The sequence below is a fragment of the Blastococcus sp. VKM Ac-2987 genome, assembly GCF_026967805.1.
GTDB lineage: Bacteria > Actinomycetota > Actinomycetes > Mycobacteriales > Geodermatophilaceae > Blastococcus.
This window is the reverse complement of the sequence record NZ_JAPVBG010000001.1, coordinates 1,740,709-1,766,810: the sequence shown is the minus strand read 5'-3', so window position 1 is coordinate 1,766,810 and position 26,102 is coordinate 1,740,709. Positions and strand designations below refer to the sequence as shown.

General features: G+C 75.5%; 20 protein-coding genes. 10 read left to right on the top strand and 10 right to left on the bottom strand.

What is annotated here, in order from left to right; all coding sequences use genetic code 11:
• Positions 1 to 71 precede the first annotated feature (71 nt).
• Entirely contained in the window at positions 72 to 1,271 is a 1,200-nt protein-coding gene (locus O2W17_RS08650; RefSeq protein WP_269191991.1) for an MFS transporter, read from the top strand.
• A gap of 64 nt (positions 1,272 to 1,335) precedes the next feature.
• Here O2W17_RS08650 and O2W17_RS08645 read toward each other — a convergent pair whose 3' ends face one another.
• The 3 genes from O2W17_RS08645 to O2W17_RS08635 form a co-directional block, all read right to left on the bottom strand.
• Positions 1,336 to 2,952 carry a long-chain fatty acid--CoA ligase gene (locus O2W17_RS08645; RefSeq protein WP_269191990.1) on the bottom strand — a complete coding sequence of 539 codons (1,617 nt, stop codon included), beginning with the start codon at positions 2,950 to 2,952 and terminating at the stop codon, positions 1,336 to 1,338.
• Positions 2,953 to 2,977: 25 nt separating this feature from the next.
• Positions 2,978 to 3,364 (bottom strand): DNA alkylation repair protein, encoded by a 387-nt coding sequence (locus O2W17_RS08640; protein ID WP_269191989.1) that lies wholly within the window; start codon positions 3,362 to 3,364, stop codon positions 2,978 to 2,980.
• Positions 3,365 to 3,432: 68 nt separating this feature from the next.
• Positions 3,433 to 4,641 carry a cytochrome P450 gene (locus tag O2W17_RS08635; protein WP_269191988.1) on the bottom strand — a complete coding sequence of 403 codons (1,209 nt, stop codon included), beginning with the start codon at positions 4,639 to 4,641 and terminating at the stop codon, positions 3,433 to 3,435.
• Positions 4,642 to 4,698: 57 nt separating this feature from the next.
• Between O2W17_RS08635 and O2W17_RS08630 the strand changes: the two genes are divergently transcribed.
• Positions 4,699 to 5,628: a DUF5926 family protein gene (locus O2W17_RS08630; RefSeq protein WP_269191987.1), complete on the top strand. Its 930-nt coding sequence runs from the start codon at positions 4,699 to 4,701 to the stop codon at positions 5,626 to 5,628.
• A 194-nt stretch (positions 5,629 to 5,822) separates the two neighbouring features.
• Here the strand turns inward: O2W17_RS08630 and O2W17_RS08625 are convergent, their stop codons facing one another.
• From O2W17_RS08625 to O2W17_RS08615, 3 genes are all read right to left on the bottom strand, one after another.
• Complete coding sequence (locus O2W17_RS08625; protein WP_269191986.1) at positions 5,823 to 7,256, bottom strand: M20/M25/M40 family metallo-hydrolase; 1,434 nt, start codon at positions 7,254 to 7,256, stop codon at positions 5,823 to 5,825.
• Positions 7,253 to 8,737: an MFS transporter gene (locus O2W17_RS08620; RefSeq protein WP_269191985.1), complete on the bottom strand. Its 1,485-nt coding sequence runs from the start codon at positions 8,735 to 8,737 to the stop codon at positions 7,253 to 7,255. The genes O2W17_RS08625 and O2W17_RS08620 overlap by 4 nt, the downstream gene beginning before the upstream one ends.
• 171 nt (positions 8,738 to 8,908) lie before the next feature.
• A complete protein-coding gene (locus O2W17_RS08615) occupies positions 8,909 to 10,135 on the bottom strand; it encodes an arginine deiminase (RefSeq protein WP_269191984.1) in 1,227 nt (408 codons plus the stop codon).
• A 106-nt stretch (positions 10,136 to 10,241) separates the two neighbouring features.
• On the opposite strand from O2W17_RS08615, the gene O2W17_RS08610 reads away from it, so the two are divergent.
• Positions 10,242 to 11,009 carry an SDR family oxidoreductase gene (locus O2W17_RS08610; RefSeq protein WP_269191983.1) on the top strand — a complete coding sequence of 256 codons (768 nt, stop codon included), beginning with the start codon at positions 10,242 to 10,244 and terminating at the stop codon, positions 11,007 to 11,009.
• A 28-nt stretch (positions 11,010 to 11,037) separates the two neighbouring features.
• On the opposite strand, the gene O2W17_RS08605 is transcribed toward O2W17_RS08610, so the two are convergent.
• Entirely contained in the window at positions 11,038 to 14,436 is a 3,399-nt protein-coding gene (locus O2W17_RS08605; protein ID WP_269191982.1) for an AfsR/SARP family transcriptional regulator, read from the bottom strand.
• Between the two features lie 186 nt (positions 14,437 to 14,622).
• Here O2W17_RS08605 and O2W17_RS08600 point away from each other — a divergent pair, with 186 nt between their 5' ends.
• Entirely contained in the window at positions 14,623 to 16,071 is a 1,449-nt protein-coding gene (locus O2W17_RS08600; RefSeq protein WP_269191981.1) for an FAD-binding oxidoreductase, read from the top strand.
• Positions 16,072 to 16,154: 83 nt separating this feature from the next.
• Here O2W17_RS08600 and O2W17_RS08595 read toward each other — a convergent pair whose 3' ends face one another.
• Positions 16,155 to 17,807 (bottom strand): FAD-binding oxidoreductase, encoded by a 1,653-nt coding sequence (locus tag O2W17_RS08595; RefSeq protein WP_269191980.1) that lies wholly within the window; start codon positions 17,805 to 17,807, stop codon positions 16,155 to 16,157.
• A gap of 38 nt (positions 17,808 to 17,845) precedes the next feature.
• On the opposite strand from O2W17_RS08595, the gene O2W17_RS08590 reads away from it, so the two are divergent.
• Both O2W17_RS08590 and O2W17_RS08585 read left to right on the top strand, forming a co-directional pair.
• Positions 17,846 to 19,351 carry a glycerol-3-phosphate dehydrogenase/oxidase gene (locus O2W17_RS08590; protein ID WP_269191979.1) on the top strand — a complete coding sequence of 502 codons (1,506 nt, stop codon included), beginning with the start codon at positions 17,846 to 17,848 and terminating at the stop codon, positions 19,349 to 19,351.
• A 149-nt stretch (positions 19,352 to 19,500) separates the two neighbouring features.
• Positions 19,501 to 20,295 (top strand): methyltransferase domain-containing protein, encoded by a 795-nt coding sequence (locus O2W17_RS08585; RefSeq protein WP_269191978.1) that lies wholly within the window; start codon positions 19,501 to 19,503, stop codon positions 20,293 to 20,295.
• 3 nt (positions 20,296 to 20,298) lie between these two features.
• Here the strand turns inward: O2W17_RS08585 and O2W17_RS08580 are convergent, their stop codons facing one another.
• Positions 20,299 to 21,381: an FUSC family protein gene (locus tag O2W17_RS08580; protein WP_269191977.1), complete on the bottom strand. Its 1,083-nt coding sequence runs from the start codon at positions 21,379 to 21,381 to the stop codon at positions 20,299 to 20,301.
• A gap of 266 nt (positions 21,382 to 21,647) precedes the next feature.
• Here O2W17_RS08580 and O2W17_RS08575 point away from each other — a divergent pair, with 266 nt between their 5' ends.
• The 4 genes from O2W17_RS08575 to O2W17_RS08560 are packed head-to-tail and all read left to right on the top strand — an operon-like array spanning position 21,648 to position 25,243.
• Positions 21,648 to 22,277: an ABC transporter permease gene (locus O2W17_RS08575; RefSeq protein WP_269191976.1), complete on the top strand. Its 630-nt coding sequence runs from the start codon at positions 21,648 to 21,650 to the stop codon at positions 22,275 to 22,277.
• Positions 22,270 to 23,457 carry an ABC transporter ATP-binding protein gene (locus O2W17_RS08570; protein WP_269191975.1) on the top strand — a complete coding sequence of 396 codons (1,188 nt, stop codon included), beginning with the start codon at positions 22,270 to 22,272 and terminating at the stop codon, positions 23,455 to 23,457. Before O2W17_RS08575 ends, O2W17_RS08570 begins: the two co-directional genes overlap by 8 nt.
• Positions 23,454 to 24,266, top strand: a complete 813-nt coding sequence (locus O2W17_RS08565; RefSeq protein WP_269191974.1) for an ABC transporter permease — start codon at positions 23,454 to 23,456, stop codon at positions 24,264 to 24,266. The genes O2W17_RS08570 and O2W17_RS08565 overlap by 4 nt, the downstream gene beginning before the upstream one ends.
• Complete coding sequence (locus O2W17_RS08560; RefSeq protein WP_269191973.1) at positions 24,266 to 25,243, top strand: glycine betaine ABC transporter substrate-binding protein; 978 nt, start codon at positions 24,266 to 24,268, stop codon at positions 25,241 to 25,243. The genes O2W17_RS08565 and O2W17_RS08560 overlap by 1 nt, the downstream gene beginning before the upstream one ends.
• Positions 25,244 to 25,327: 84 nt before the next feature.
• Here O2W17_RS08560 and O2W17_RS08555 read toward each other — a convergent pair whose 3' ends face one another.
• A complete protein-coding gene (locus O2W17_RS08555; protein WP_269191972.1) occupies positions 25,328 to 26,092 on the bottom strand; it encodes a MerR family transcriptional regulator in 765 nt (254 codons plus the stop codon).
• Between the last annotated feature and the right edge of the window lie 10 nt (positions 26,093 to 26,102).

The following is a 26,102-nucleotide window of genomic DNA, read 5'->3' as shown; positions in this document are numbered from 1 at the left end:
GCTCGTGGCTACGGTCGTACACACGTGGCGCCCGTTCGGACGCGCGCCCCCGACCGTCCCTGGATACCGCCATGTCCGTCGCCCCCGCGACCGTCGATGCCGCGCGCCTGCGCCGGGCCCGCGTCGCCGTCGCGACCTGCTTCTTCGTCAACGCGGTCTTCTACGCCAACCTGGTCCCGCGGCTGCCCCAGGTGAAGGCGGAGCTCGACCTGAGCAGCACCGCCCTGGGTGCGGCGCTCGCCGCGCTGCCGCTGGGCGCCCTGCTGGCCGCGCTGTCCTCGGCGGTGTTCATCCGCCGGTTCGGCTCCGGCCCGGTCGCCTCGGCCGGCCTGGTGCTGCTCGGGTTCGCCGTCGGGGCGGTCGCGGTGGCGCCGAACTGGCTCGCCCTCGCCGCGGCGTTGTTGGTCACCGGCGCGCTGGACGCGGTCGTCGACGTCGCGCAGAACGCGCACGGGCTGCGGGTGCAGCGGCTCTACGGCCGCTCGATCCTGAACGCGTTCCACGGCATCTGGAGCATCGGTGCGGTCGCCGGCGGGCTGCTCGGCTCGGCCGCGGCCGGGCTCGACGTGCCCCTGGACGTGCACCTCGGGGTCTCGGCGGTCGTCTTCGGGGCGCTGGCGCTGGCCGTCCTCCGGGCCATGCTGCCCGGCCGCGACGAGCCGGCGCCGGTCACCGGCGAGGTGCCGCGCGAATTCCCCCGGCGGCGGGCCGCCATCCCGGCGCTGGCCGTGCTGGGCGTGCTGGCCACGTGTGCGGCGTTCGTCGAGGACGCCGGCTCCTCGTGGAGCGCGCTGTACCTCCGCGGCGAGCTGGACACCGGGGCGGCCGTCGCCGGCCTCGGGTTCGTCGCGCTGGCCGGGGCCATGACCGTCGGGCGGCTGGCCGGCGACCGGTTCGTCGACCGGTTCGGGCAGCGCCGGGTGGCCCGGGCCGGTGGTGCGCTGACCGCCGTCGGCATGGGCCTGGCCCTCGCCGTGCCGTCGGTGCCCACCACGCTCATGGGGTTCGCCATGGCCGGGCTCGGCGTGGCCACCCTCGTCCCGGCCGTCTACTCCGCCGCCGACGAGCTGCCCGGCCTGCCGCACGGGGTCGGCCTGGCGGTCATCAACTGGCTGCTGCGGATCGGCTTCCTCGTCTCCCCGCTCCTGGTGGGGGTGCTGGCCGACGCGATCAGCCTGCGGTTCGCGCTGCTCACGGTCGTGCTCGCCGGGCTCGGCACGCTGCTGCTCGGCCGGGCGCTGCCGCGCCGCCGGGTGCCGGACCAGGTCTAGCGACCGCAGGGCTCGTCACGGGGCGACCGGCCGCGAGCCGGCCGCCCCGTGACCGGGCCGCGGCTCAGCTCTTCAGCGCGTACTCGGCGAAGCGGCTGCGCAGGTCCTTCTTCGAGAACTTGCCGACGCTGGTCTTGGGCACCTCGTCGATGAACTCGACCGCCTCGGGCATCCACCACTTGGCCACCAGCGGCTTGAGGTGGTCGAGGATGTCCTGCTCGGTCGCGCTCTCGCCTTCCCGGAGGACGACGCAGGCCAGCGGGCGCTCGTCCCACTTGGGGTGCGGGATGCCGACGACGGCGGCTTCCTTCACCGCCGGGTGGCTCATGATCGCGTTCTCCAGGTCGACCGAGGAGATCCACTCACCGCCGGACTTGATCAGGTCCTTGGTGCGGTCGGCGATGCGGATCGAGCCGAACTCGTCCATCGCGGCGACGTCGCCGGTCTTCATCCAGCCGTCAGGAGTGGTGAGCTCCACGCCGGCGTCGGGGTTGTAGTAGTCCTGCGCGCACCACGGGCCGCGCACCTGCAGCTCACCGGTGGCCGTGTCGTCCCACGCCTGGGGCTCCAGGGTGTCGGCGTCGACGATGCGGGCCTCCACCCCGAACAGCGGGACGCCCGCGCGGGCCCGGCGGTCGGCCTTGGTCGCGTCGTCGGCGTCCTCGAAGCGCCGCGGCAGGATGCCGGAGGACGCGACGGGCGACGTCTCGGTCATGCCCCAGGCCTGCAGGATCGGGATGCCGACCTGCTCGCGGTAGGCCTCGCTCAGCGCCTTCGGCACCGCCGAGCCGCCGCAGCCGATGTCGCGCAGCTTGTGCGGCTGGCCGGCCAGGTGGGGGAGGACGCCCTGCCAGATGGTCGGTACGCCGGCGGTGAAGGTGACCCCCTCGTCGACGATCAGCTTCGCCAGCGCCTCGGGCTGCATCAGCGCGCCAGGCATGACCAGCGAGGCGCCGGCGGCCGGCGCGGCCTGCGCGATGCCCCAGGCGTTGGCGTGGAACATCGGCACGACCGGCATCGCGACGTCCCGGACGCTGAACCCGAAGGCGTTGGGTGCGATCGCGGCCATGGCGTGCAGCACCGTCGAGCGGTGCGAGTAGACGACGCCCTTGGGGTTGCCGGTGGTGCCGCTCGTGTAGCACATCGAGGCGGCCCGCAACTCGTCCGAGACGGCGAACTCGACCGGCTCGGCGTCGGCCAGCAACGTCTCGTAGTCGAGGATCCGGTCGTCGTCGGGGATCTCGTTGCCGCCACCGTCGTCCATGACCACGACCTGCTTGACGGTCTTCATGGTGTCGATGAGCGGCCAGAGCAGGGGCAGGACGGTGCGGTCGACGAAGACGACCTCGTCCTCGGCGTGGTTGGCGATGTAGGTGAGCTGCTCGGGGAACAGCCGCACGTTGAGCGTGTGCAGCACGCGCCCGCTGCACGGCGCGGCGAAGTAGAGCTCCAGGTGGCGCTGGCTGTTCCAGCCGAAGGTGCCCACCCGGCCGTCGGCGCTGATGCCGAGGGTGTCGAGGACCCCGCCGAGCTTGCGGGTGCGCTGCGCCCACTCCGCGTACGTCGCCCGCGTCACCCCGCCGGGGTTGTTGGTGACGATCGTCCCGTCGCCGTAGTGCTGCTCGACGTGCCGGAAGATCGAGTCGATCGTGAGGGGGTAGTCCTGCATCAAGCCACGCATGGCCGGATCCTGCCAGTGACCGCGCTCACCTTCCAGCGGTAGGGGCGCGGTCAGGGGCGCCGGGCGACCCGCTCCCGGACCGCGGGGCTGCGGACCTCCCGCAGGGCGTCGGTGCCACCCACCGCGCCCCGCCGCCGCCTGCCCGCAGCTGCTCCGCCTTCTTGTCCGCGACCGCCAGGCCCGCCATCAGCGTGAGGCCGGCCCGCTTCACCAGCGGCTCCGGCCGCGCCGTCCACTCGGCGGCCTTCGTCCAGGCCGGTGCGGCGTACCGGAGGAGGATCTGGCAGACCTGGTCGCAGAGGTCCCAGGACTCGAAGCCGGCGGCCCAGCGCTCGAACTGCGCGCCGTCGACCAGCGCCGGGTCGTCCAGCAGGGACGCGAGATCCGCGCCTCGTGCACGCCGCTGTCCCACAGCTGCGCGGCGAGCTCGCGGTCCCGGCCGACATCCCCGCGACCGCGCGCAGCTCGCCGACGGTCATGTCACGGGGTCAGGACGATCGGCAGCGTGTCCAGGCCGCGGATGACGAACTCGGGGCGGCGCACCGGCTCCCCGCCCAGCTCGATCCCCGACGCCCGGTCCAGCAGCGCGCCGAAGGTGGCCTGCAGCTCCACGCGGGCGAGCGGGGCGCCGATGCAGAAGTGGATGCCGGCGCCGAAGGAGATGTGCGGGTTGTCGGTTCGGGTGATGTCGAGCGTCTCCGGCTCGGCGAAGACGGCGGGGTCGTGGTTGGCCGCACCCAGCAGCGCGGCGATCTTCTGGCCCTCGGCCACCGTGACGCCGCCGAGCTCGACGTCGGCGGTGGCGGTGCGCTCGAACAGCTGCAGCGGCGGGTCGAAGCGCATGAGCTCCTCGAGCGCGGCGGGCAGCAGCGCGCGGTCGGCGCGCAGCCGGGCCAGCTGGTCGGGGTGCCGTAGCAGCGCGAGCAGGCCGTTGCCGGTCACGTTCACCGTCGCCTCGTGGCCGGCGTTGAGCAGCAGGATGCAGGTGGTGACCAGCTCGTCCTCGGTGAGCTTGTCGCCGTCGGCGTCGCGGACGCTCACCAGGTGGCTGACCAGGTCCTCGCCGGGGTGCTGCCGCCGGTCGGCGGCCAGCTCCCGCAGGTAGCCGACGAACTCGTCGGCGGCCCGCTCGGCGTCGTCCTCCCGCTGCCGGGTGCGGTCGTACTCGTACATCTTCACGATCGCGTTCGACCACGGCCGCAGCAGCGGGCGGTCGGCCTCCGGCACGCCCAGCAGCTCGGCGATGACGGCGACCGGCAGCTGCTCGGCCATCCCGGTGAGCAGGTCGACCGGCTCCGCGCCGTCCGAGCGCTCGACCAGCTCGCCGGCCAGCCGGCCGGCCAGCTCCTCCACCCAGGGCCGCAGCCGTTCCACGTGCCCGCGGGCGAAGGCGCTGGTGATCAGCCGCCGCAGCCGGGTGTGGTTCGGCGGCTCCATCTCGAGGATGGCGTTGCGGTGGATGAGGTTGAAGCTCCCGAACCGGTCGCCGGGCTCCTTGTCGGTCCAGATGCGGCCCAGCCGGCGGTCGCGCAGCACGGCGTTGGCCTCGGCGTGGGTGAACGCCAGCCACAGGCCCAGGCCCTCGTGCCACTGCACCGGCGCCTGCGCCCTCGCCCGCGCGAACGCCGGGTACGGGTCGGCGACGAAGGAGGGGGCGGTGAGGTCGAGGGGGTCGACGGCCGGGATCACGCGCCGCAGCCTAGGCGTGTGCTCCGGCCCGCGGACCGGTCCACCTACGCTGCTCGCATGGCTTCCCGCAAGCGCTCCTCCGGCACCGCCGTCGCCGAAGGTGGCGTGAACCCCAAGGCCCCGTGCCCCTGCGGCTCCGGCCGCCGCTACAAGCACTGCCACGGCTCCGGCTACGCGCCCGTCGTCATCCGCCCGTTCGAGGGCCTGCCCGGCGAGGCCGACTGGGTGGCGCTGCGCGAGCTCGTCCCCGCGGCGACGGCGAAGCTGAAGTCGGCCGACGGCCGCGACATCACGCTGGCCAGCGTGCTGCCCGGCGGTGCGCCCGCGCTGGTGCGGGCCAACGGCGAGATCCTCGTCGGCGCCCAGCTGCAGACGTCGTCGGACGACGTCAGCCGTGACCTGGGCACCGCCGTCGCGGCCGCCCTGGAGGCCCCCGCCGGCGCGCCGGTGGACCCGGGCCCGATCGGCGGCGCCGGCTCGGCCGGGCCGCGGCTGCAGGAGGTCCTGGACCTCACCGCGCCGATGGAGGTGACCGTCCACGACGACTTCGGGTTCTGGCTGGAGGGCACCGAGCCCGGCGCCGCGGCCCGCGCCGGGCTGCAGCAGGCCAACGAGGCGATCCTGCCGACCGTCCGGCTCGAGGGGCTGGAGGCGGCCTACTGGGTGCGCCCCGGCAACGAGCGCGCGCACCTGCGCTGGGTGCGGCCGGAGAAGGAGGAGCAGCTGCTCGACGCGCTGGCCCGCCTGTCCGCCGCCGAGCAGATCCTGCTGGGCGAGGGCACCCGGTACGCCGGCGCTTTCCGCGCCCACGGCCTCGTCGTCCCGGTGTGGGACCTGCCGGCCGACACCCCGGCCGCCGACTGGATCGCCCCGGCGACGGAGTTCCAGACCCGGCTGGAGCGGGCTCTGGCCGAGACGGCGCCGCTGGACGCCGACGAGCGGCGCGCCCGGGCCGGTCTGCTGTCCCGCCAGATCACCCTGCGCTGAGCCGCGGCGTCCCCGCGCTCACGGAGCGCGGGGACGCCCTGCACGCGGTCGCCGTGCCGGGGCGGGCGTCGAGCAGGGTGCTCCCCGCTCGGTCCGTCTCTGCCCACCAGGGCTGGGCAGAGACGGACTGTCCGCGGAACACCTGGTGAGGGCGTGGACCCTACTGCCGGTAGGAGGCGACGACGTCCGGTGCTTCAGACGCTGCGGACCAGGTGGCGGAAGAAGCCGGCGCCCCGGTGCAGGGCGGCCACCGAGATGCGCTCGTCGGCGGCGTGCAGCGCCGACAGCTCCTCCCGGCTCAGGTCGAACGGCATGAACCGGTAGACGCTGTCGCAGATCTGGCTGAGGTGCCGGGCGTCGCTGGCCTGCACCATCACGTACGGCGCGACGACGGCGTCCGGGTAGGTGGCCCGCGCCGCGGCACTGACCAGCGCGAACGCCTCGTTGTCGGTCCGGGAGACCGGTGACGGGTCGTTGCCGGAGACCACGCGCAGCTCCACCGACGGGTCGTCGATCACGCGGTGCAGCCGGTCCACGGTCGACTGCACCGTCTCGCCGAGCGCGATCCGGATGTTGAGGTGTGCCAGCGCCCGGGTGGCCAGCACGTTGGTGGCCCGGCTGCCCTCCAGGCGGGTGACGGCGACCGTCGTCCGCACCATGGCGCCGGCCTCCCGGCCGGCCCGCGCCAGGACCTCGGCCAGCACCGGCCGCAGCTGTGCGGCGTGCGCGAACAGCGCGCGGTAGCCCAGCGGCGCCCGCCGGCCGACGGCGTCGATCATGCCGAGGACGACGTCGTGCAGCCGGGCGGGGAACGGGTCGTCCTCGAGCGCCAGGATCGCCCTCGCCAGCCGCGCCGGGGCGCCGCCGCGGACGGGCGAGGACGCGTGCCCGCCGGCGTCGGTGGTGACCAGCTCGACGTCGAGCAGCCCCTTCTCCGCCAGCCCCACGACGGCGACCTGGCCCGGGACGCCGGGGAACATCCCGCTGACGACCGCCCCGCCCTCGTCGAGGACCGCCCAGGGCCGGATGCCGCGGGCGGTGAAGGTCTCCACCGCGAGCTGCGCGCCCACGCCCGCCACCTCCTCGTCGTCGCCGAACGAGAGGTAGACGTCGCGCCGCGGGGTGAACCCGTCGGCGACCAGCGCCTCGACCGCCTCCAGGATCGCGACCATCGTGCCCTTGTCGTCGATCGCCCCGCGACCGTGTACGCAGCCGCCCTCCATCGCGCCGGAGAACGGGTCGCGGCTCCACTCCTGCCCGTCCACCGGTACGACGTCGTAGTGCGCCATCAGCACCAGCGGCGGCTCGTCGGTGGTCCCGCGCCAGCGGTAGAGCAGGGCGCCCTCGCCCAGCTGCTCGCGCTCCAGCGCCGCATGCGCCCGCGGGTAGAGCTCGGCCAGCCGGGCGCGGTAGGCCGCGAAGACGGACCGGTCCACCTCGGCGGGGTTGCGCGAGGAGACCGTCGGGATGCGGATGAGCTCGGCGAGGCGCCCGGCCGCGGCGTCGGCGTCCAGGCCGCTGAGGTCCACCGGGTCGACCGGGCGGTCGTCCGGCCGGAACCGGGCCACCCGCCGGGCCGTCGTGGTGGCGGCCGCCGCCGCGGCGGCCACCGCCAGGGTGCGCTTCATGCTCGGGACTCCTCAGCGGGTGCGGGGGCCGACGGGTCGGAGAAGGCGAGCTTCGGGACGACGAGCAGCGCCAGCGCCGCGAGCAGCGCGGCCGTGCCGCAGACCACCCAGACGGTGATGTAACCGGAGAGCGAGCCGGCGGTGCCGGGCGACCCGTCGACGAGCAGCGGGGCGCCCGAGGCCAGCGCGATGGCGAAGGCGGCGGAGGCGAACGATCCGCCCAGCACCTTCGTGGTGTTGGTCAGGCCGGTGGCCACCGCCGTCCGGCCCACCGGTGCGGCGGCCGCCGCGGCCGCCGGGAGCGCGGCCACGAGCGCGCCGGACCCCAGGCCGGCGACCGCTATGCAGGCCAGCATCTGGGCGAGCGTGTCGTGGAAGGGGACGAGCAGCAGGTAGCCGGTACCGGTGAGCGTCGCGGCGCCGATCAGCGTGCGCCGGGGCGTGGTCAGCCGGCTGACCCGGGAGAACTGGCCGGCGCCGACCAGCATGGAGATCACGTAGGCGCCGATGACGACCGACACCTGGCTCGTGGAGAGGCCCAGCCCGTAGCCGTACACCGCCGGATCGGTGCGCGCGTAGGTCGACAGCGGGCCCTGCGCGCCCAGCACGCTGATGCCGAACAGGCCGGCGGTCAGCTGGACCGGCCACATCGAGGAGCTGGCCAGCACCCGGAAGTCGACCAGCGGGTCGTCCTGGCGCAGCTCGTACAGCACGAAGGGCACCAGCAGCAGGAGCCCCAGCGCGGTGACCGCCCACGGCCACAGCGCGTCCTCGTTGAGGCGGACGAAGCTCAGCCCTCCGGTGATGACCAGCAGCACCAGGCTCAGCAGGGCGGCGCCGGTCGCGTCGATGCTGCCGCCGGTGCGGTCCTCGCTCTCGGGCACGCGGAGGGCGACGAGGGCGCAGACGCCGACGACGAGGACCAGCGGGGCCATCAGCACGAGCCAGAAGGAGTCCGCGAGGATCTGCCCGATCTGCCCGCCGGTGAGCGCGCCGGCGATGGCGCCGGCCTGGAGCGCGGCGACGATCAGCCCGGTCGCCCGCCGGGTCTCGCTCGCCGCCCCCGGCGTCCGGCGCGACCGGTCCCAGATCAGCGCGACCTGCAGCGGCAGCCACACCACGTACATGCCCTGCAGCGCCCAGGCGATCAGGAACAGCGGGAAGCTCTGCGCGAAGGCGAGCACGACGGTGGACAGCGCGACGACCACGGCGGACCAGAGCAGCACCCGGCGGTGGCCGTGGAGGTCGCCGAGCTTGGCCAGCACCGGCACCGCGATGGCCGAGAGCATCAGCTGGGCGGCCTCGAGCCAGTTGACGTCGGCGTCGTTGACCCCGAGGTAGCGGGCGATGTCGGTGAGCAGCGGGACGTAGTAGCCCTGCAGCACGCCGCTGGTGAACTCGACGAAGACCAGGTAGCCGACGAGCCCGCCGCCGATCCCCGCGATCCGGCCGCTCCGCCGTGCCGTCTCCGTGCGTGCCACCGCAGGCGTCCCTTCGCCGAGGCGCCGGGCCCGGCGCGGGAAGTTGGCAGCGTAGTGGCCGGGATCACGCCGGCGACCTGTCGCGGCGGAAAGTCCCCCGGTCGTCACGCCGCCCGCCGAAACCGTGCGCCCTTCCGCGGGGAACCCTCCTGCGCTTGTCCGCGGAAAGGTTCAGAGGGGGGTGCGGGCGATGGGGCAGGACATGCAGCGCGGGCCGCCGCGGCCGCTGCCGAGCTCCGAGCCCGCGATGCGCACGACCTCGATGCCGGCGGCCTCCAGGGCGGCGTTGGTGACGGTGTTCCGCTCGTAGGCCACGGTGAGCCGCGGTGCCAGGGCGAGGGTGTTGTTGCCGTCGTCCCACTGCTCACGCTCGGCGGTGACCGGGTCCAGGCCGGTGTCGATGACGCGCAGCTTGTCGATGCCCATGGCCGCGGCGGCCGCGACCACGAACGGCTGCGGGCCGGCGACGGCGAGATCGGTGGTGTCGGCGTCCTCCGGGGAGGAGCCCTCGGGCGCGCGCACCGTCCAGGCGACCAGCGAGTCGGCGACCGCCGGGTACATGACCATCGCGTCGACGTCGACCATCGTGGCGATGGTGTCCAGGTGCATCGTCGCCCGCTCCTGGGCGATCGGGACCACCAGCGCCGTGTGCGCCAGCCCGCGGGCGAACAGCCGCCGGGCCAGCCGCTCGGCCCCGCCGGGCGTCGTCCGCTCGCCGACGCCGACGGCCACCACGCCCTCGGCCAGCAGCAGGACGTCACCGCCCTCGAGGTGCTCCAGGTCCGAGCCGTACAGCTGCTCGGCGCCGGCGAACCGCGGGTGGTGGGTGTAGATCGCGGCGGTGATGGTGCTCTCCCGGTGCCGGGCGGGCATCGCCAGCGACGTCACCGCCACCTCGTCGCCGATCCACACCGACGAGTCGCGGGTGAACAGCAGGTTCGGCAGCGGCGGGACGACGAAGTCGGCGCGGTCCATGAGCTGGTAGGCCAGCCCGGAGCCGCGCAGCTCGTCGTGGGCGACGCCGGCGATCAGCGCCGAGGCGAGGTCCTCCGGCGACAGCCCGGCCAGGTGCCGGGTGGTGTCGCGCTGCAGGGTCGCGCCCAGGCGCGGGTCGTCGACGGCGGCGCCGATCAGCCGGTCCCGGGCGGCCGGGGAGGAGAGGATCTCGGCCAGCAGCGTGGCCAGCTGCAGCACCTCGACGCCGCGGTCGGTGAGCGCCTGCGCGAACGCGTCGTGCTCCTCCTGCGCGCGGGCCACCCACGGGACGCCGTCGAAGAGCAGCTGGTCGTTGTTGCGCGGCGTGAGCCGGCGCAGCTCCGGGCCCGGCCGGTGCAGCAGCACGGTGCGCAGCCGGCCGACCTCGCTGGTGGCACCCGACGGCGCGGCGGACCCGATCATGGAGCCAGGCTGGCACACCCGGCCCGGCGGCCGCCCGTCGCGACCCTCGTTAGGGTGCCGAGGGCGGTGCCGACGACGGCTCCGCGACGCCGAACCGGAGGTACCCGTGGACCTGTTCGACCTGACCGGCAAGGTGGCCGTGGTCACCGGTGGCACCCGCGGCATCGGCCTGATGATGGCCCGGGGGCTGCTGCAGGCGGGGGCGAAGGTCTACATCAGCTCCCGCAAGGCCGAGGCGGGCGACGCCGCCGTCGCGGAGCTCGCCGAGTTCGGCACCGCCGTCTCGATCCCGGCCGACCTCTCCACCGAGGCCGAGTGCATCCGCCTCGCCGAGGAGGTGGGCCGCTCCGAGGAGCGCGTGCACGTCCTCGTCAACAACGCCGGAGCCACCTGGGGCGAGCCGCTGGAGACCTTCCCCGAGTCGGCCTGGGACAAGCTGCTCGACCTGAACCTGAAGTCGCCGTTCTTCCTCACCCGCGCGTTCCTGCCGAAGCTCGAGGCCGCAGCGGCCGACGGCGACCCGGCGCGGATCGTCAACGTCGGCAGCATCGACGGCCTGCACGTCAACCCGATGCCGACCTACTCCTACGCCGCGAGCAAGGCCGGGCTGCACCACCTCACCCGCGTGCTCGCCAAGGAGCTCGGGCCCAAGGGCATCACCGTCAACGCCGTCGCCCCTGGGCCCTTCGAGTCGAAGATGATGGCCGCCACGCTCGACGCCTTCGGGTCCGAGATCGCGGCGAAGTCGCCGCTGGGCCGCATCGGCCGCCCGGACGACATGGCCGGCGTCGTCGTCTACCTCTCCTCGCGGGCCGGGGCCTACGTGACCGGCGCGGTCATCCCCGTCGACGGCGGGATCGCCACCACCGCCTGACACGCCCCGGGATGATCAGGTGACCTGGTCATCCCGGGTCCTGGCTCACCGTCGGTCGTGAGCCAGGACCCGGGACGGTGAGCCAGGACGGCGCCCGCGGCACCGGGCCGACGATGGGCCGGGGCAGACCCACACGCGTGATGTGGGAGTCGGCCAGCGCGACCTGGTGCGGCGACCCGATGAGCACCCCCTGCTCACGGGCCGCCGTCCACCACCGCCGGGCGCCGTCGGGGTCGCCCCGGCGCTCGGCGATCCGGCCCTGCAGCTCGTCGTAGGCGCCCAGGGTGAGCGACGGCGTCCCGAGCACGGCCTGCCGGCCGCGGTAGGGCAGCAGCGACTCCGCCGCCGACGCCCAGTCCGGCTCGTCGCCCAGCCACAGCGACGACTCCGCCTGCAGGTAGAGGGCGACGTCGCTGGCCCAGTCCCGCACGAGCGTCCGCCCCCACCGGGCGCGCAGCCGTCGGGCCTCCGTCACGTCGCCCGACTCGGCCGCGGCCAGCACCGCCATCTCCTGCAGCAGCGGGTTGCCCTCGTCGCCGGTCTCGACCAGCAGCGGCAGCGCGTCGCCCTGGCGGAAGTCGGCCCGCCGCAGGGTGAACTGGTGCGCCGCGTAGGCGTGCCGCGCGTGCGGGGTCACCCGTCGGAACAGCTCGTAGGCCTCGGTGGTCAGCTCCTCGGCGCGGGCGGCGTTGCCGCGCAGCCAGGCCAGCCCGCCCGCCTGCCACAGCACGTGCGGGCGGACCTCCGGCCCGCTCAAGGACACCGCCAGCCGGCGCGCCTGGTCGTGATCGGCCTCGAACCCGGCCAGGTCGCCCAGGTGCAGCCTGATCGCTGCCCGGTGCACGTGCGCCATGAACTGGGTGCGCCGGGGCAGCCCGCGGCCGGTGAGCGCCAACGCCTCGTCGGTCGCGGCCAGCCGGAGCTCGGCGGCGCCCGGCCGCCCCCACACCGCCAGGCAGAAGTTGTTGAGCGTGCGGCCCAGCAGCTCCGGGTCGCCGATCCGGCGGGCCATCTGGATCGCCCGCTGGGCGGCCCGCACGCCGCGGTCGTCCGGTCCGAAGGCGAGCTCGACGCCGAGGGTGCCGAGCAGGCGGGCCGTGAGGGGGTCGTCGTCGTCCCCGTGCTCGGCGAGCAGGTCCTCCAGGACGGCGACCATGTCGTCGTCGACCAGCCCGTGCGGCCGCCAGTTCCACAGCGTGACACTGCCCCAGACCGCCGCCGCCTCCGCCAGGCACTCGCGATCGCCCAGCTGGCGGGCGAGGCCGATCGCCTCGGCCACCACCTCGCGTGCCTCGGTGAGCTGCCCGCTGCGCAGCAGGTCGTTGCCCAGCGCGGTCAGCAGGTCGTGCCGGGTGCGCGCGGCGTCCGGTGCATGCGGGTCGAGCAGCTGCAGGGCCTCCCGGCCGTGCGCGGCCGCCTCGCCGTGGGCCAGCCTCTCCCGGGCGGCGCGGGCGGCCGCGGCCAGGTACAGCAGCGCGGGGCCGGGGCCGACCACCGGCAGCGCCTCGACGAAGTGGTGGGTGAGCCGCTCCACCACCCCGTCGTCGGTCGACGTGGCGAGCCGCCGCTCCAGCGCCTCGCCGATCCGCGCGTGCAGCCGGGCGCGCCGCACGGCGGGCAGGTCGCCGGCCAGCACCTCCTGCACCAGCGCGTGGGTGAACCGCCAGCTCCACGCGCGCCTGCCCTCGACCACCAGGCCGACGGCGACGGCGGAGTCCATCGCGGCGAGCGTCTCCTCGGCCGGGCAGCCGGCGGCCTCGAGGAGGTCCAGCGTCACCTCGCGGCCGGCGACGGCAGCCAGTTCCAGCGCCTCGCGCGTGCCCGGGGGCAGCCGGGCGAGCCGGGTGCGCAGCACGTCCCCGACCGAGGGCGGCACCGGCACGCGGTCCAGGTGCAGGTCGTGGGCGCCCACCATCCAGCGCGACAGCTCGACGACGAAGAACGGGTTGCCGCCGGTGCGGTCATGCACGGCGGCGGCCAGGGCGCGGTCGCCGGGGGAGCCCAGCTGGGCCGTGAGCAGCGCGCCGACGTCGCCGGCGTCCAGCCCGTGCAGCCGCAGGCAGGTGGCGGCCGGCTCGCGCGCCAGCCTCCCCAGGCAGTCGGCGACGGCTGCGGGCAGCTGCTCGCCCACGGTGCGGGCGGTGACCACCAGCAGGACCGGCGCGCGGGGGAGGTGGCGGGCCAGCAGACCGAGCAGCTGCACCGAGGTGGTGTCCGCGCCCTGCAGGTCGTCGAGGACGACGAGCACGGGGCGGGCCGCCGCTGCGGTGAGCCGGGCGCGCAGGTCCTGGAACAGCCGGAAGCGGGCGGCGTCGGCGTCGTCCCCCGGCGGGGCCTGCACCGGCGTGAGCTCCGGCTGGTCCAGCTGCTCGAGCACCTGCGCCCACGGCCACAGCGCCGGTGCGCCCGCGTCGTCGGCGCAGCGGCTCCAGGCCACCGACCAGCCGAGCACCCGGGCGCCGTCGGCCACCGTCTCGGCCAGCCGGGTCTTGCCGATCCCGGCCTCGCCCTCGAGGACGACGATCGCGGGCCGCCCGCCGGCCACCTGCTCCGCGACCGCGCGCACCTGGTCCAGCTCCGTGCGACGGCCGACCAGTGCCTCGACCGAGGTGGTCGGCGCGGGCCCGGGCGCGGCGGGCAGGACCGGCCGGGGCAGCCGCTCCAGCAGCCGCGGGTCCTGGCGCAGCACGGCCTGCTCGAGGTCCCGCAGCTCCGGACCGGGATCGATGCCCAGCTCGTCGCGCAGCAGCTCGGCGCACCGGCGGCAGGCCTCCAGCGCATCGGCCTGGCGGTCGGCGGCGTACAGGGCGGTGACCAGCCGCGCCCACAGCCGCTCCCGGAGCGGGTGGTCGGCGACGAGGTGCTGCAGATCGGGGACCGCGGCCTCCGGGCGGCCGACTGCCAGCAGGGCGTCGCAGCGCCGCTCGCGGGCGCGCACCTGGAGCTCGGTGAGCCGCAGCCGGTCGCTCGCGGCCGCGGGGAGATCGCCGAGCTCGGCCAGCGGCTCCCCGCGCCACAGCCCGAGCGCCTCCTCCAGCAGGGCCACGCCGCGCTCGGGAGCGCCGTCGGCCACCGCCCGGTCACCGGCCTCGACCAGCTCGGCGAAGCGGAGCAGGTCCAGGTCGGCGGGGTCGGCGCGCAGCAGGTACCCCGGCGGGCGGGTGATCAGGACCGCGGGTGTCTCCCGCGGGCCGCGGCCGGGCTCCAGGACCCGCCGCAGGTGCGAGACGTAGGCCTGCAGGGTGCCGGTGACCGTGGGCGGCGGCTCCTCGCCCCACAGCGTGCCCACGATCCGGTCGACGGCGACGACGCGGCCGGCGTCGGCGAGCAGGAGCGTCAGCAGCGCGCGCGGCTTGGCCCCGCCCACGTCCAGAGGGTGACCGTCGGGGCCGGTGACCTCGAGCGGGCCGAGGACGCGGTAGCGCACGACCCGGGATGCTCCCAGCGCCGCGGCGACCCGGGGACCCCTTCGCGCGCGCCGCGAGCGGACGTCCAAGTCGGGTGCAAGAACCGCGCAAGCCGGTCGCCGCAGGCTCCCTCTCGTCCGGAAGCCGCGGCCCGCCCGCGGCGCCACCCCCGCGGCCCGCGCCGCGGCACCCCAGAGGAAACCCGCATGTCTCTCACCGAGCGGTCCCACGAGCTCGAGCAGCCCGTCGTCCTGCTGGACGCGGCGGCCGTCGACAGCCTCGTACCGGCGATCCCGGCAGCCGACGTCGACCGGCTGCGCGGCCTCGTGCACGGCCCGGTCTACGCCGCCGGCGACGACGGCCTGGCCGCCGAGGTGGCCACCTGGAACGTCGCGGTCCAGCACACCCCGGCGATCGCGGTCGGCGCCACCTGCGCCGCGGACGTCGCCGCCGCCGTCTCGTGGGCCGTCGCGCACGGACTGGGCGTCGCCGTCCAGGCCACCGGCCACGGGCCGGTGCGCAACGCCGCCGGGTCGATGATGATCACCACCCGCCGGATGCAGGGCATGGTCATCGACCCCGAGCGGCGCACCGTGCGTGTCGAGGCCGGCGTGAGGTGGAGGCGCGTCATGGAGGCTGCCGCCGAGTTCGGCCTGGCCGGTTTGTGCGGCTCCTCCTCCGACGTCGGCGTCGTCGGCTACACCCTCGGCGGAGGGCTCGGCTCGCTCGGCCGCAAGCACGGCTTCGCCGCCGACCACGTCCGCGCGGTGGAGATCGTCACGGCCGACGGCCGGCAGCGCCTGCTGTCCGCCGACTCCGAGCCGGAGCTGTTCTGGGCGGTCCGAGGCGGCAAGGGGAACTTCGGCGTCGTCACCGCGCTGGAGATGGACCTGGTCCCGCTCACCGGCCTGCACGCCGGCGGCATCTTCTTCGCCGGTGAGGACACGGCCGCCGTCCTGCACGCCTTCCGGCGGTGGTCGCCGACCCTGCCCGAGGAGGTCAGCACCTCGATCGCCATCCTCCGGCTGCCGGACGCCGAGTTCGTGCCGCCGCCGCTGCGCGGCCGGACCGCCGTGCACCTCCGTTACGCCTACAGCGGCACCGACGCCGACGAGGGTGAGCGGCTGGTGGCCCCGATGAAGGCGGCGGGGAGGGTCCTGCTCGGCTTCATCGGGCCGATCCGGACCGACGAGACGGACTCGATCCACATGGACCCGGTCGACCCCATGCCGTCGTGGGAGAAGGGCCAGCTGCTCGGCGAGCTGACCGAGGAGGGGATCGACGCGCTCGTGGCCGTCGCCGGCCCGCAGGCGCAGATCCCGCTGATCATGGTCGAGCTCCGGCTGATGGGCGGTGCGCTGGCCCGGCAGCCGCGCGTGCCGAACGCGGTACCGGGACGGGACGGCGCCTGGTCGATGCTGGTCCTGGGGCCCGGCGTGCCGGAGCTCGCCGAGGTGGTGCCGGCCGTCGGGCGCGGCGTGCTGGGCGCGCTGGCCCCGTGGCGGGCGCGCGGCTCGATGATCAACTTCCTCGGGGACGTCTCGGGCCCCGAGGAGGTGGCCGCGGCCTACCCGCCCGGCGTCCACGAGCGGCTGGCCGCGGTGAAGGCGGCGGTCGACCCCGGCCGCACCTTCTCCTTCGGCCACGCCTTCTGAGCCCTGCGCCGCGGGTACCGCGGTGTGGTGGCGGTACCGGCCTGCAGCGCGGTGCCCGCGACCGCACTGCGGTACCCGCGCGGTCAGTCGGGGAGGAGGACGCCGGGGTTGCAGATGCCCTGCGGGTCCAGCTGCTGCTTGACCGCGCGCAGCACCTCGACGCCGAGCGTCCCCACCTCGCGCTCCAGCCAGGGGCGGTGGTCGGCGCCGACGGCGTGGTGGTGGGTGAGCGTGCCGCCGGCGGCCAGCAGTGCGTCGGTCGCCGCCCGCTTGGCGGCGAGCCACTGCTGGATGGGCAGCGCGTCGTCCCGGTCGGCGATCACCGTCAGGTACAGCGAGGCGCCGGTCGGGTAGCCGTGCGAGAGGTGGCCGAGCACCAGCGGCCGGTGCCCGCTGCGGGTGAGCGCCTCCCGCAGCGCGCTGCGGGTGGCGTCGTAGACGGTGGGCAGCGCCGTCCAGGTGGCCGCCGTCTCCAGTGTCTCGACCAGCAGGCCGTGGTCCATCAGCCGGTCGCGCAGGTACGGCGCCTCGAAGCGGTGCCGGCGCCAGGACTGGCCGACCCGGCGGCCGAGCCGGATCGCGCCGCCGTCGCGCAGCAGCGAGGCCGCCGCCCGCATCCGGGCCCGCACCACGTCGGGGACGCCCTCCCAGCCGACGACGAGCAGGCAGCCGTCGCCGTGCCCGCGGGCGCGCAGGTTCCCGCGCAGCGCCTTCGCCCCGGCGCCCGAGGCCATCAGCAGGTTGGCGCGGGTCTCGTCGGCGTCGGAGAGCCGGACGACGTCGGGCAGCAGGTCGTGCCGGGCCAGCGCCTGCAGCGCGGCCAGGCCGGCCGGCCAGGTGCGGAAGGACCAGCCCTCGTAGGAGCTGGCCGTCGGCTTCGGCCGGACGCGCAGGGTCAGCTCGGTGATGACGCCGAGGGTGCCCTCCGAGCCCAGCGCGAGGCCGAGCAGGTCGGGGCCGGCGGCCGAGGCGGGCGGGTGCCCGAGTTCGAGCACCCCGGACGGCGTGGCCAGCGTGAGGCCGGCGACCAGGTCGTCGAACCGGCCGACCCCGGTGGAGGACTGCCCGGCCGAGCGGGTGGCCGCGTAGCCGCCGACGGTGGCGAACTCCCAGCTCTGCGGGAGGTGGCCGAAGGTCAGGCCGTTGCGGTCGAGCGCCTGCTCCAGCGCGGGGCCGCGCATCCCGGGCCCGACGGTGACCAGCGACGACGGCACGTCGAGGGACTGCACCGACGCCATGCGGCCCAGGTCGACGGCGATCGTCGGCCGGTCGTCGGCGTCCACCCCGGCCAGGCCGCCCACCACGCTCGTCCCGCCCCCGAACGGCACGACGACGATGCCGCGCTCCCCGCACAGGGTCAGCAGCGCGGCGGTCTCCTCGGTCGTGCCCGGCAGCACCACGCCGTCTGGGGCGTCGGAGGCATCGCCCTCCCGGCGGCGGAGCAGGTCGAGGTAGCTCTTGCCGCCCGCGTGCCGCAGCCGCGACCCGCGGTCGGTGTGCACCGCGTCCTCGCCGAGCAGGTCGGCCAGCGCCGCGCGCGACTCCTCGGGCAGCCGGCAGGGGGGCAGGGCGATCTCGTCGACCGGTGCGGGCGGCGTGGACCGCGGTTCCCAGCCCAGCTCGCGGCCGAGGTACCGGCGGGCGGCCTTGGGCAGGGCGCCGTCGAGGCCCTCGTCCCCGGGGGAGGTGGGGCGCGGACCCCAGCCCTGGATCGTCAGTTCCGGCTGCTCGGGCACGGCTACAGTCTGCCGGTGCCGCAGCGCCGGGGGACCAGGTGATCGGCTCGCTGTCGCCCGCGCGCCGCGCCCGCGACCTGGCGGAGGCCGCCGCCTCGGCCGTCGACGTCGTGGTGGTCGGCGGTGGGGTAACCGGTGCCGGGGTGGCCCTGGACGCCGCGTCGCGCGGCCTCTCGGTGCTGCTCTGCGAGCGGACCGACCTGGCGGCCGGCACCAGCCGGTGGTCGTCGAAGCTGGTGCACGGCGGCCTGCGCTACCTGGCCCGCGGGGAGATCGGGCTGGCGCGGGAGAGCGCCCGCGAGCGCGCCGTCCTGATGGGGGCGACGGCGCCGCACCTGGTGCGCCCGCTGCCGTTCCTGGTGCCCGACGCGGCCGGCCGCGACGTCACCGCGCTGGCCGGGCTGGGGGGCCGGCTCGGCGACGCGGTGCGCGCCTCGGTGCCCGGCGGGCGCCGGTCGCTGCCCTCGACCCGGCGGGTGACGGCGTCCGACGTCGGGCGGCTGACCCCGGGGGTGCGGCCCGGCCGCGGCGGCGTCGTGTTCTGGGACGGGCAGCTGACCGACGACGCGCGGCTCGTCGTCGCCCTGGCCCGCACCGCGGCCGCGCACGGGGCGCGGGTGCTGACCGGCGCGACGGTGACCGGCGTCGACGGCGCCGAGGTGCACGTGACCACCGCCGAGGGGCCGCTGACCGTGCGGGCCGGGGCGGTGGTGAACGCGACCGGGGTGTGGGCGCAGCGGCTGGCCCCGGGGATCCGGCTGGTGCCCTCCCGCGGCTCGCACCTGGTGCTGCCGGGCGTGCGGCTGGGCTCGCCGTCGGCGGCGCTGACCGTGCCGTTGCCCGGCTCGCGGTCCCGGTACGTCTTCGCGCTGCCGCAGCCCGGCGGGCTGGTCCACCTCGGGCTGACCGACGAGCCGGTGGAGGGCCCGGTGCCCGACGACGACGCCGCGCCGTCCGACGCCGAGGTGCAGCAGCTGCTCGGCACGGTGAACCAGGTGCTCGCGGAGCCGCTGACCGGCGCGGACCTGGTCGGCGCCTACGCCGGCTACCGGCCGCTGGTGCTGCCCGGGTCGGCTGGGACCGGACCGGGCGACGCCACGGCCGACCTCTCCCGCAAGCACCTGCTGAGGTGGGACGGACCGGTCCTCTCCGTCGTCGGCGGGAAGCTGACCACCTACCGCGCGATGGCGGAGGAGGCGGGAGACGCCGTGGTCGCCCGGCTCGGCCGGGGCGCGGCGCGGTCGGTCACCGCGCGGCTGCCGCTGGTCGGGGCGGCGCCGCACCTCGCGCTGGTCCGGGTGCCGGCGCCCGCGCGGCTGGTCGCCCGCTACGGCACCGAGGCGCCGGCGGTCGAGGCGCTGGGCCCGGCGGCGGTGGTGGCCGGCCGCCCCGAGACGGTGGGCGAGCTGCGGTTCGCCGTCCGGCACGAGGGAGCGCGCACCGTCGCGGACCTGCTGGACCGGCGCACCCGCATCGGCCTGGTCCCCGGCGACCGCGAGCGCGCGGTGCCGGTGGCCGAGCAGGTGCTCGCCGAGAAGGGCTGACCGGCTCTCCTGCGCTCCCGGAGTGCTGCTCGCGCTCTGCGGGTCCTGCAGGCCCCGGGGAGGGCGAACTCGACCCCCGGAGTGGCCGTCCATCCCAACAAGTGGGAACACTGTTCCGAAGAGTGGGACGGCGGAGTAGGACTGTCGCCGTGGACACCTACACGCACGGCCACGCCGAGCCGGTGCTGCAGTCGCACCGCTGGCGCACCGCGGAGAACTCCGCGGCCCACCTGCTCCCGTCGCTGCGGCCCGGGCTGGACCTGCTCGACGTCGGGTGCGGCCCCGGGACGATCACCGCAGACCTCGCCGCGCGGGTGGCGCCCGGCCGGGTGCTGGGCCTCGACGTCTCCCCGGACCCGCTCGACGAGGCCCGGGCGTCCGCCGCCCGCGCCGGCGTCGCGGCGACCTTCGCCGTCGGCGACTGCTACGCCCTCGACCTGCCGGACGCCTCGTTCGACGTCGTGCACGCCCACCAGGTGCTGCAGCACCTCACCGACCCGGTCGCCGCGCTGCGCGAGATGGCGCGGGTCTGCCGGCCGGGCGGGCTGATCGCGGTGCGCGACGTCGACTACGCGGCCACCACCTGGTTCCCGGCCGACGCCGGGCTCGACCGCTGGCTGGCGCTGTACGGCCGGGTGGCCCGCCGGAACGGCGCCGAGCCCGACGCCGGCCGCCGGCTGCTCGCCTGGGCGCACGCGGCCGGGCTGCGCGACACGAGGGCGTCGGCCGGCACCTACTGCTACGCGACGCCGGACGAGCGGCGGTGGTGGGGGCGGTCGTGGGCCGGCCGGGCCACGGCGTCGGCCTTCGCCGAGCAGGCGCTGGCGGCCGGCCTGGCGACGCCGGCGGAGCTGCGGGGCATCGCCGACGCCTGGCTGCGCTGGGCCGACGCCGACGACGGCTGGCTCGGCATGCTGCACGGCGAGCTGCTCATCCGCGTCTGAGGCTCACGCCGCGGCCCGCAGGCCCTCCTGGGCGCCGAGCGCGGCCAGGCTGCGGCGGACCCCGACAGCCACCGCGCCGAGGGCGAAGAAACCCTCGTCGTCGGAGACCGTGCTGGTCCGGACGAGACCGACCAGCCGGTGCAGCGCGTCGACGGCGCGGGCGATCCGGGCGTCGCGCTCGCCGGGCGCCGTCCCCTCCCCGGCGCCCAGCACGCCGGCGAGCCCGTCCAGGGTCTCCGCGAGCACCCAGCCGGTCCCGGCGTCGGCGTGGTCGATGCCGCGCCGGTGCGGGTGGAACTCGACGACCAGCGACGTGAGGTCGTCGACGAGGACGGCGACGCGGTCGACCGCGCGGGACTCGTCCCGGATGCCCTCGGCGCGCCCCTTCCAGCGGCGGGCCCGCGGATTGGCCAGGCGGGCGCGCTCGACCTGGTGCTCGGCGGCGCGCATCCGGTCCAGCGCGCGGTCCAGCCGGCGGTTGCGCTCGGTCCACTCGGCCGGGTCGGGCACCTGCCCGTCGCGCAGGGTCCCGGCCATGTCCCGCAGGTGCTCGGCGAGGAGGGCGCGGGTGCCGGCTATCCGGTCGACGGCCTGGGTGAGCTGCAGCGGCGGGAAGAGCACGGCGGTGACCAGGACGCCGATGGCCGCCCCGATCAGGGTCAGGCCGGCGTACCGCAGCACGTAGGGCCCCGGCTGCCCCGCCCCCACGGTGATCATGAGGACCGCGGCGAAGCTGACCCAGGCCGCCTGGTCCCGCAGCAGGCGCCGCCACTGCTCGACCCCGATGGCCAGGGCGACGATGAGCGCGATCGTCAGGGCGTCCGGGACCGCGGGCGTCAGCTCGTAGACGGCGTAGGCCAGGGCGAAGCCCATCAGCATCGCGAGGACGCTCCGCCACGCCGCGCTCGCCGAGTCGGCGATCGTCGGGTGGACGGCGATGACCGCGCCGAGCGGGGCGTAGTAGGCGTACTCCGACAGCAGCGGCGGCAGCATCACGGCCACCTGCCAGGCCAGCCCCGCGGCGACGGCGGCGCGGACCCCCCGCTGTGCGGCCGGGCGGTGCAGCCACACCCATATGGCCCTCACCCGTCCCAGGATGACCGGTGCCGCCTCTCCCGTGCGCGCCGGGTCCCGAGCCGGACGCACCGCCGCCGGATGCGAGGACCGCCCGCCTCTCCGGGCGCCCCCGGGAGCCGCAGCCGCTACCGTGGTCAGGTCCAACCGGCCGCCGGTGCGCGTCCGCCACCGTGCGGTGCTCCACCCGGCGCACGATCCGTGGCCCGGACGACGAACGACGACGAGACCCCGACGACGGCGTCGGGTGGGAAGGCGTTGCCGCGATGTGGGAGTACGTGACCGAACGTGCCGATCTCATCGCCTTCCAGGCCGTCCAGCACGTCAGCCTCGTCGTCCAGTGCGTCCTGCTGGGCTCGCTGATCGGCGTCGCGGTGGCCGTGCTGGTGTACCGCAGCCCGAAGGCGACCTCCCTGGCCAACGGCCTGTCGGCGGTGGGGCTCACCATCCCCGCCTTCGCCCTGCTGGGCATCCTGCTGGCGCCGTTCGGGTTCGGCATCACGCCCGCGGTCATCGCCGTGACCTTCTACGCGGCGCTGCCCGTCCTGCGGAACGCGGTGGTGGGCCTCGCGGGAGTGGACCGGGCCACCGTGGAGTCGGCACGGGGCATCGGCATGACCCGCGCGGCGACGCTGATGCGGGTGGAGCTGCCGCTGGCCTGGCCGGTCATCCTCGCCGGGGTCCGAGTCTCCACGCAGATGGTCATGGGCATCGCCGCCATCGCCGCCTACGTGCTCGGGCCCGGGCTCGGCGGCTTCATCTTCTCCGGGCTGTCCCGGCTGGGCGGCGCCAACGCCCTCAACTCCGCGCTCACCGGGACGATCGCGATCGTCCTGCTCGCGCTCGTCCTCGACCTGCTGCTCGTGCTGGCGGGTCGGCTCACCACCCCCAGGGGGATCCGTGTCTGACACAGCATCCGCACCTCCGGCCGGAGCGGTGGGCGACGACGGCCGGCACATCAGCGGGGTGGCGATCCGGCTGGAGGGCGTCACCAAGCGCTACCCCGGGCAGGACCAGCCGGCCGTCGACGACGTCTCCCTGGAGATCGCGGCGGGGGAGACGGTGATGTTCGTCGGCCCGTCCGGCTGCGGGAAGACCACGCTGCTGAAGATGCTCAACCGGCTGATCGAGCCCAGCGGCGGGCGGATCCACCTGGGCGACGAGGACGTCACCGACCAGGACGCCGACCAGCTGCGCCGGCGGATCGGCTACGTGATCCAGGCGGGCGGGCTGTTCCCGCACATGACCGTCGGGACGAACGTCGGGATGGTCCCCCGGATGCTGAAGTGGGACAAGGAGCGCACCGCCGCCCGGATCGACGAGCTGCTGGAGCTGGTGGGGCTGGACCCGGCCGTCTACCGCGACCGCTACCCGCGGGAGCTCTCCGGCGGCCAGCAGCAGCGCGTCGGGGTGGCCCGCGCCCTGGCCGCGGACCCGCCGGTGCTCCTGATGGACGAGCCGTTCGGCGCCGTCGACCCGATCACCCGCCAGCGCCTGCAGGACGAGCTGCTGCGGATCCAGGAGGAGCTGGGTAAGACGATCGTCTTCGTCACCCACGACTTCGACGAGGCGGTGAAGCTCGGCGACAAGATCGTCGTCTTCGACGCCGGTGCGCGGGTGGTGCAGTACGACACCCCCGAGCGGATCCTGGCCGAGCCGGCCGAGGAGTACGTGGCCGACTTCGTCGGCGCGGGCGCCACGCTCAAGCAGCTCACCCTCACCCGCGTCGGCGACGTCGACCTCGTGCAGGTGACGACGGCGGTCGCGGGCTCGCCGTCGGCCGAGGCGGTGGCCGCGGCGCAGGCCGCCGGCGACGGCTTCGTCGTGGTGGTGGACGACCGCGGCCGGCCGATCAGCTGGCCGACCGTGGCGGAGCTCGCCCGGACGGCGACGGTGCCGCACGCGGTCGACGAGCGGCTCCCGGTCGTCGACCTGCGGTCCACCCTCAACGACGCGCTGGACACCATGCTGGCGGCCAGCCAGGGTGGGGTCGTGGTCACCGGCCGGCGCGAGGCCCTGGCCGGGGTGATGGCGGTGGAGACGGTGATGGCCGCCATCCAGCGGACCCGCACGGCGGCCGCCGGATGACCGCCGCCACCGAGGTGCGCGCCGACGGCGCGCCGGAGGGCCCCCCGGAGGAGACCGCCCGGCAGGCCGACGCATCCGCGTCCGGGGACGCCGGCTGGCGCGCGCTGCTGCTGCAGCCGGCGCTGGTGCTCCTCGGCGTCGTCGCCTTCCTCGTCTGGCGGTTCACCGCCGACCTCAGCGACACCGAGGCGCGGCAGCTCGGCGGGGAGGTGCTCGGGAACAGCATCCGCGAGCACCTGCTGCTGACCGTCGTCGCGGCGGTGATCGTGCTGCTGATCGCGATCCCGCTGGGCATCGCGCTGACCCGGCCGAGGCTGCGCCGGCTCAGCCCGCTGGTCATCGGGATCGCCAACACCGGGCAGGCCGCCCCCGCGATCGGGCTGCTGGTCCTGCTGGCCACCTGGCTGGGGTTCGGTTTCGGCACGACCGTCGTCGGGCTGGTGATCTACGCGGCGCTGCCGGTGCTGCGCAACACCATCGTCGGCATCCAGGGCGTCGACGCGCGCCTGGTCGAGGCCGGGCGCGGCATGGGGATGAGCGGCCGGGCGGTGCTGCTGCGCGTGGAGCTGCCGCTGGCCGTGCCCGTGCTGCTCGCCGGGGTGCGCACCGCCCTCGTGCTGCTCGTCGGCACCGCGACGCTGGCCACCTTCATCGACGGCGGCGGGCTGGGCGTGCTGATCAACACCGGGATCACCCTGTCGCTGGACTCGCTGCTCATCAGCGGGGCGGTGCTCGTGGCGCTGCTGGCGCTGGCCGTCGACTGGCTCGGCCGGGTCGTCGAGCACGTCGCCCGGCCGAAGGGGCTGTGATGCGCACACCGTTCGCCGCTGCGGCGGTCCTGGTGTCCACCGCGCTGGTGGCCGGCTGCGGCCTGGAGAGCGCCAACACGTTCACGCCGGAGGCGGAGCCGGGCGCGATCGAGCCGATCGCCGACGAGGGCGCCGAGGTCGTCGTCGGCACCAAGAACTTCACCGAGGCGCTGATCCTCGGCAAGATCGCCGTGATCGCCCTGCAGGTCGCCGGCTACGACGTCGTCGACCGCAGCGGCATCCCTGGTGCCGCGCCGGCCCGGGCCGCGATGCTCGGCGGCGAGGTCGAGGTGCAGTGGGAGTACACCGGCACCGGGTGGCTGAACTACCTGGGGATGCCCGAGGGCATCCCCGACCGGGAGGAGCAGTACGAGGCGGTGCGGGATGCCGACGCGGCCAACGGGCTCACCTGGCTGCCGCCGGCGCCGCTGAACAACACGTACGCCTTCGCGGTCCGCTCCGAGGCGGTCGCCGAGCTGGGCGGGGTCGACAGCCTCTCGGACATCGCCGCCCTGCCGGTGGAGGAGCGGACGTTCTGCGTGGAGTCGGAGTTCGCCACCCGGGGCGACGGGTTCGAGCCGATGCTCGAGCTGTACGGCATCCCGCTGGGTGATCCCCAGGGCGTGCCACGGGACAACGTCAGCGTCCTGGACACCGGTGCGGTGTACACGGCGACCGACGACGGGGCGTGCAACTTCGGCGAGGTCTTCACCACCGACGGGCGGATCGCGGCGCTGGACCTCACCGTGCTGGAGGACGACCTGGGCTACTTCCCGGCCTACAACGCCGCCCCGGTGGTGCTGACCGACGTCCTCGAGGCGAACCCGGGGATCGCAGACGTCTTCGCGCAGATCAGCCCGCGGCTCACCGACGAGGTGATGATCGAGCTCAACAGCCGCGTCGACGTCGGCGGCGAGCAGCCGGCCGACGTCGCGCTGGACTGGCTGGTGTCCGAGGGCCTGGTCACCCGCGGCTGACCTGCCGCGACCTGCTCCCGGGGTGTTCCTCCCGCCCCGCCGGTGCGGCAGGACCGGCAGAGCAGGAGGAACACCCCCGGAGCATCAGCCCTGGCGGGCCGCGTTGGCCTGGACGGCGGTGCTCACGTACTGCGCCAGGCCGGGCGCGATCCGCTCGTAGTACGCGGTGAAGCGCTCGTCCTCCACGTACATCCGCCCGAGGCCGGCGTGCATCTCCGGCGAGCAGTCGTAAAAGTTCCGGCTGATCTGCTGCCGGTGCTCCTCGGCGAGGTCCATCGCCTGCTCCGACGCGGGCGCGACGCCCGCGGCCAGCGCCCCGGCGAACCGGCGCTCGACGTCGTCGCCCTCGGCCTTGACCCGCAGCCAGTCCTCTTTCGTCATGGCGCGGGTCCGCTGCTGGGACTGCGCCCAGGCGTCGGTCCCGCCCCACTTCTCCTCGGCCTCGGCCGCGTACTCCTCGGGCAGCCAGTCGCCGAACACCTCGAACCGCTCCTCCGGGGTCAGTGAGATCCCCATGGCTCGTGCCTCCATCTCCTTCTCGACGGCCGCGACCATCGCCTGCGTCCGCTCCAGCCGGTCCCGCAGCAGCCGGTGCTGCCGGCGCAGGTGCTCGGCGGGATCGGCGGACGCGTCGTCCAGCAGGGTCGCGACCTCCTCGAGGGGGAACCCGAGCTCGCGGTAGAGCAGCACCTGGTGCAGCCGCTCCAGGTCGGCCGGCGCGTACTGCCGGTAGCCGGCGGCCGTCCGCCCGGACGGCGACAGCAGGCCGATCCGGTCGTAGTGGTGCAGCGTGCGCACCGTGACGCCGGCCAGCGCGGCGGTGTCGCCGACGCTCATCCCACCGTTCACCGGGTCCTCC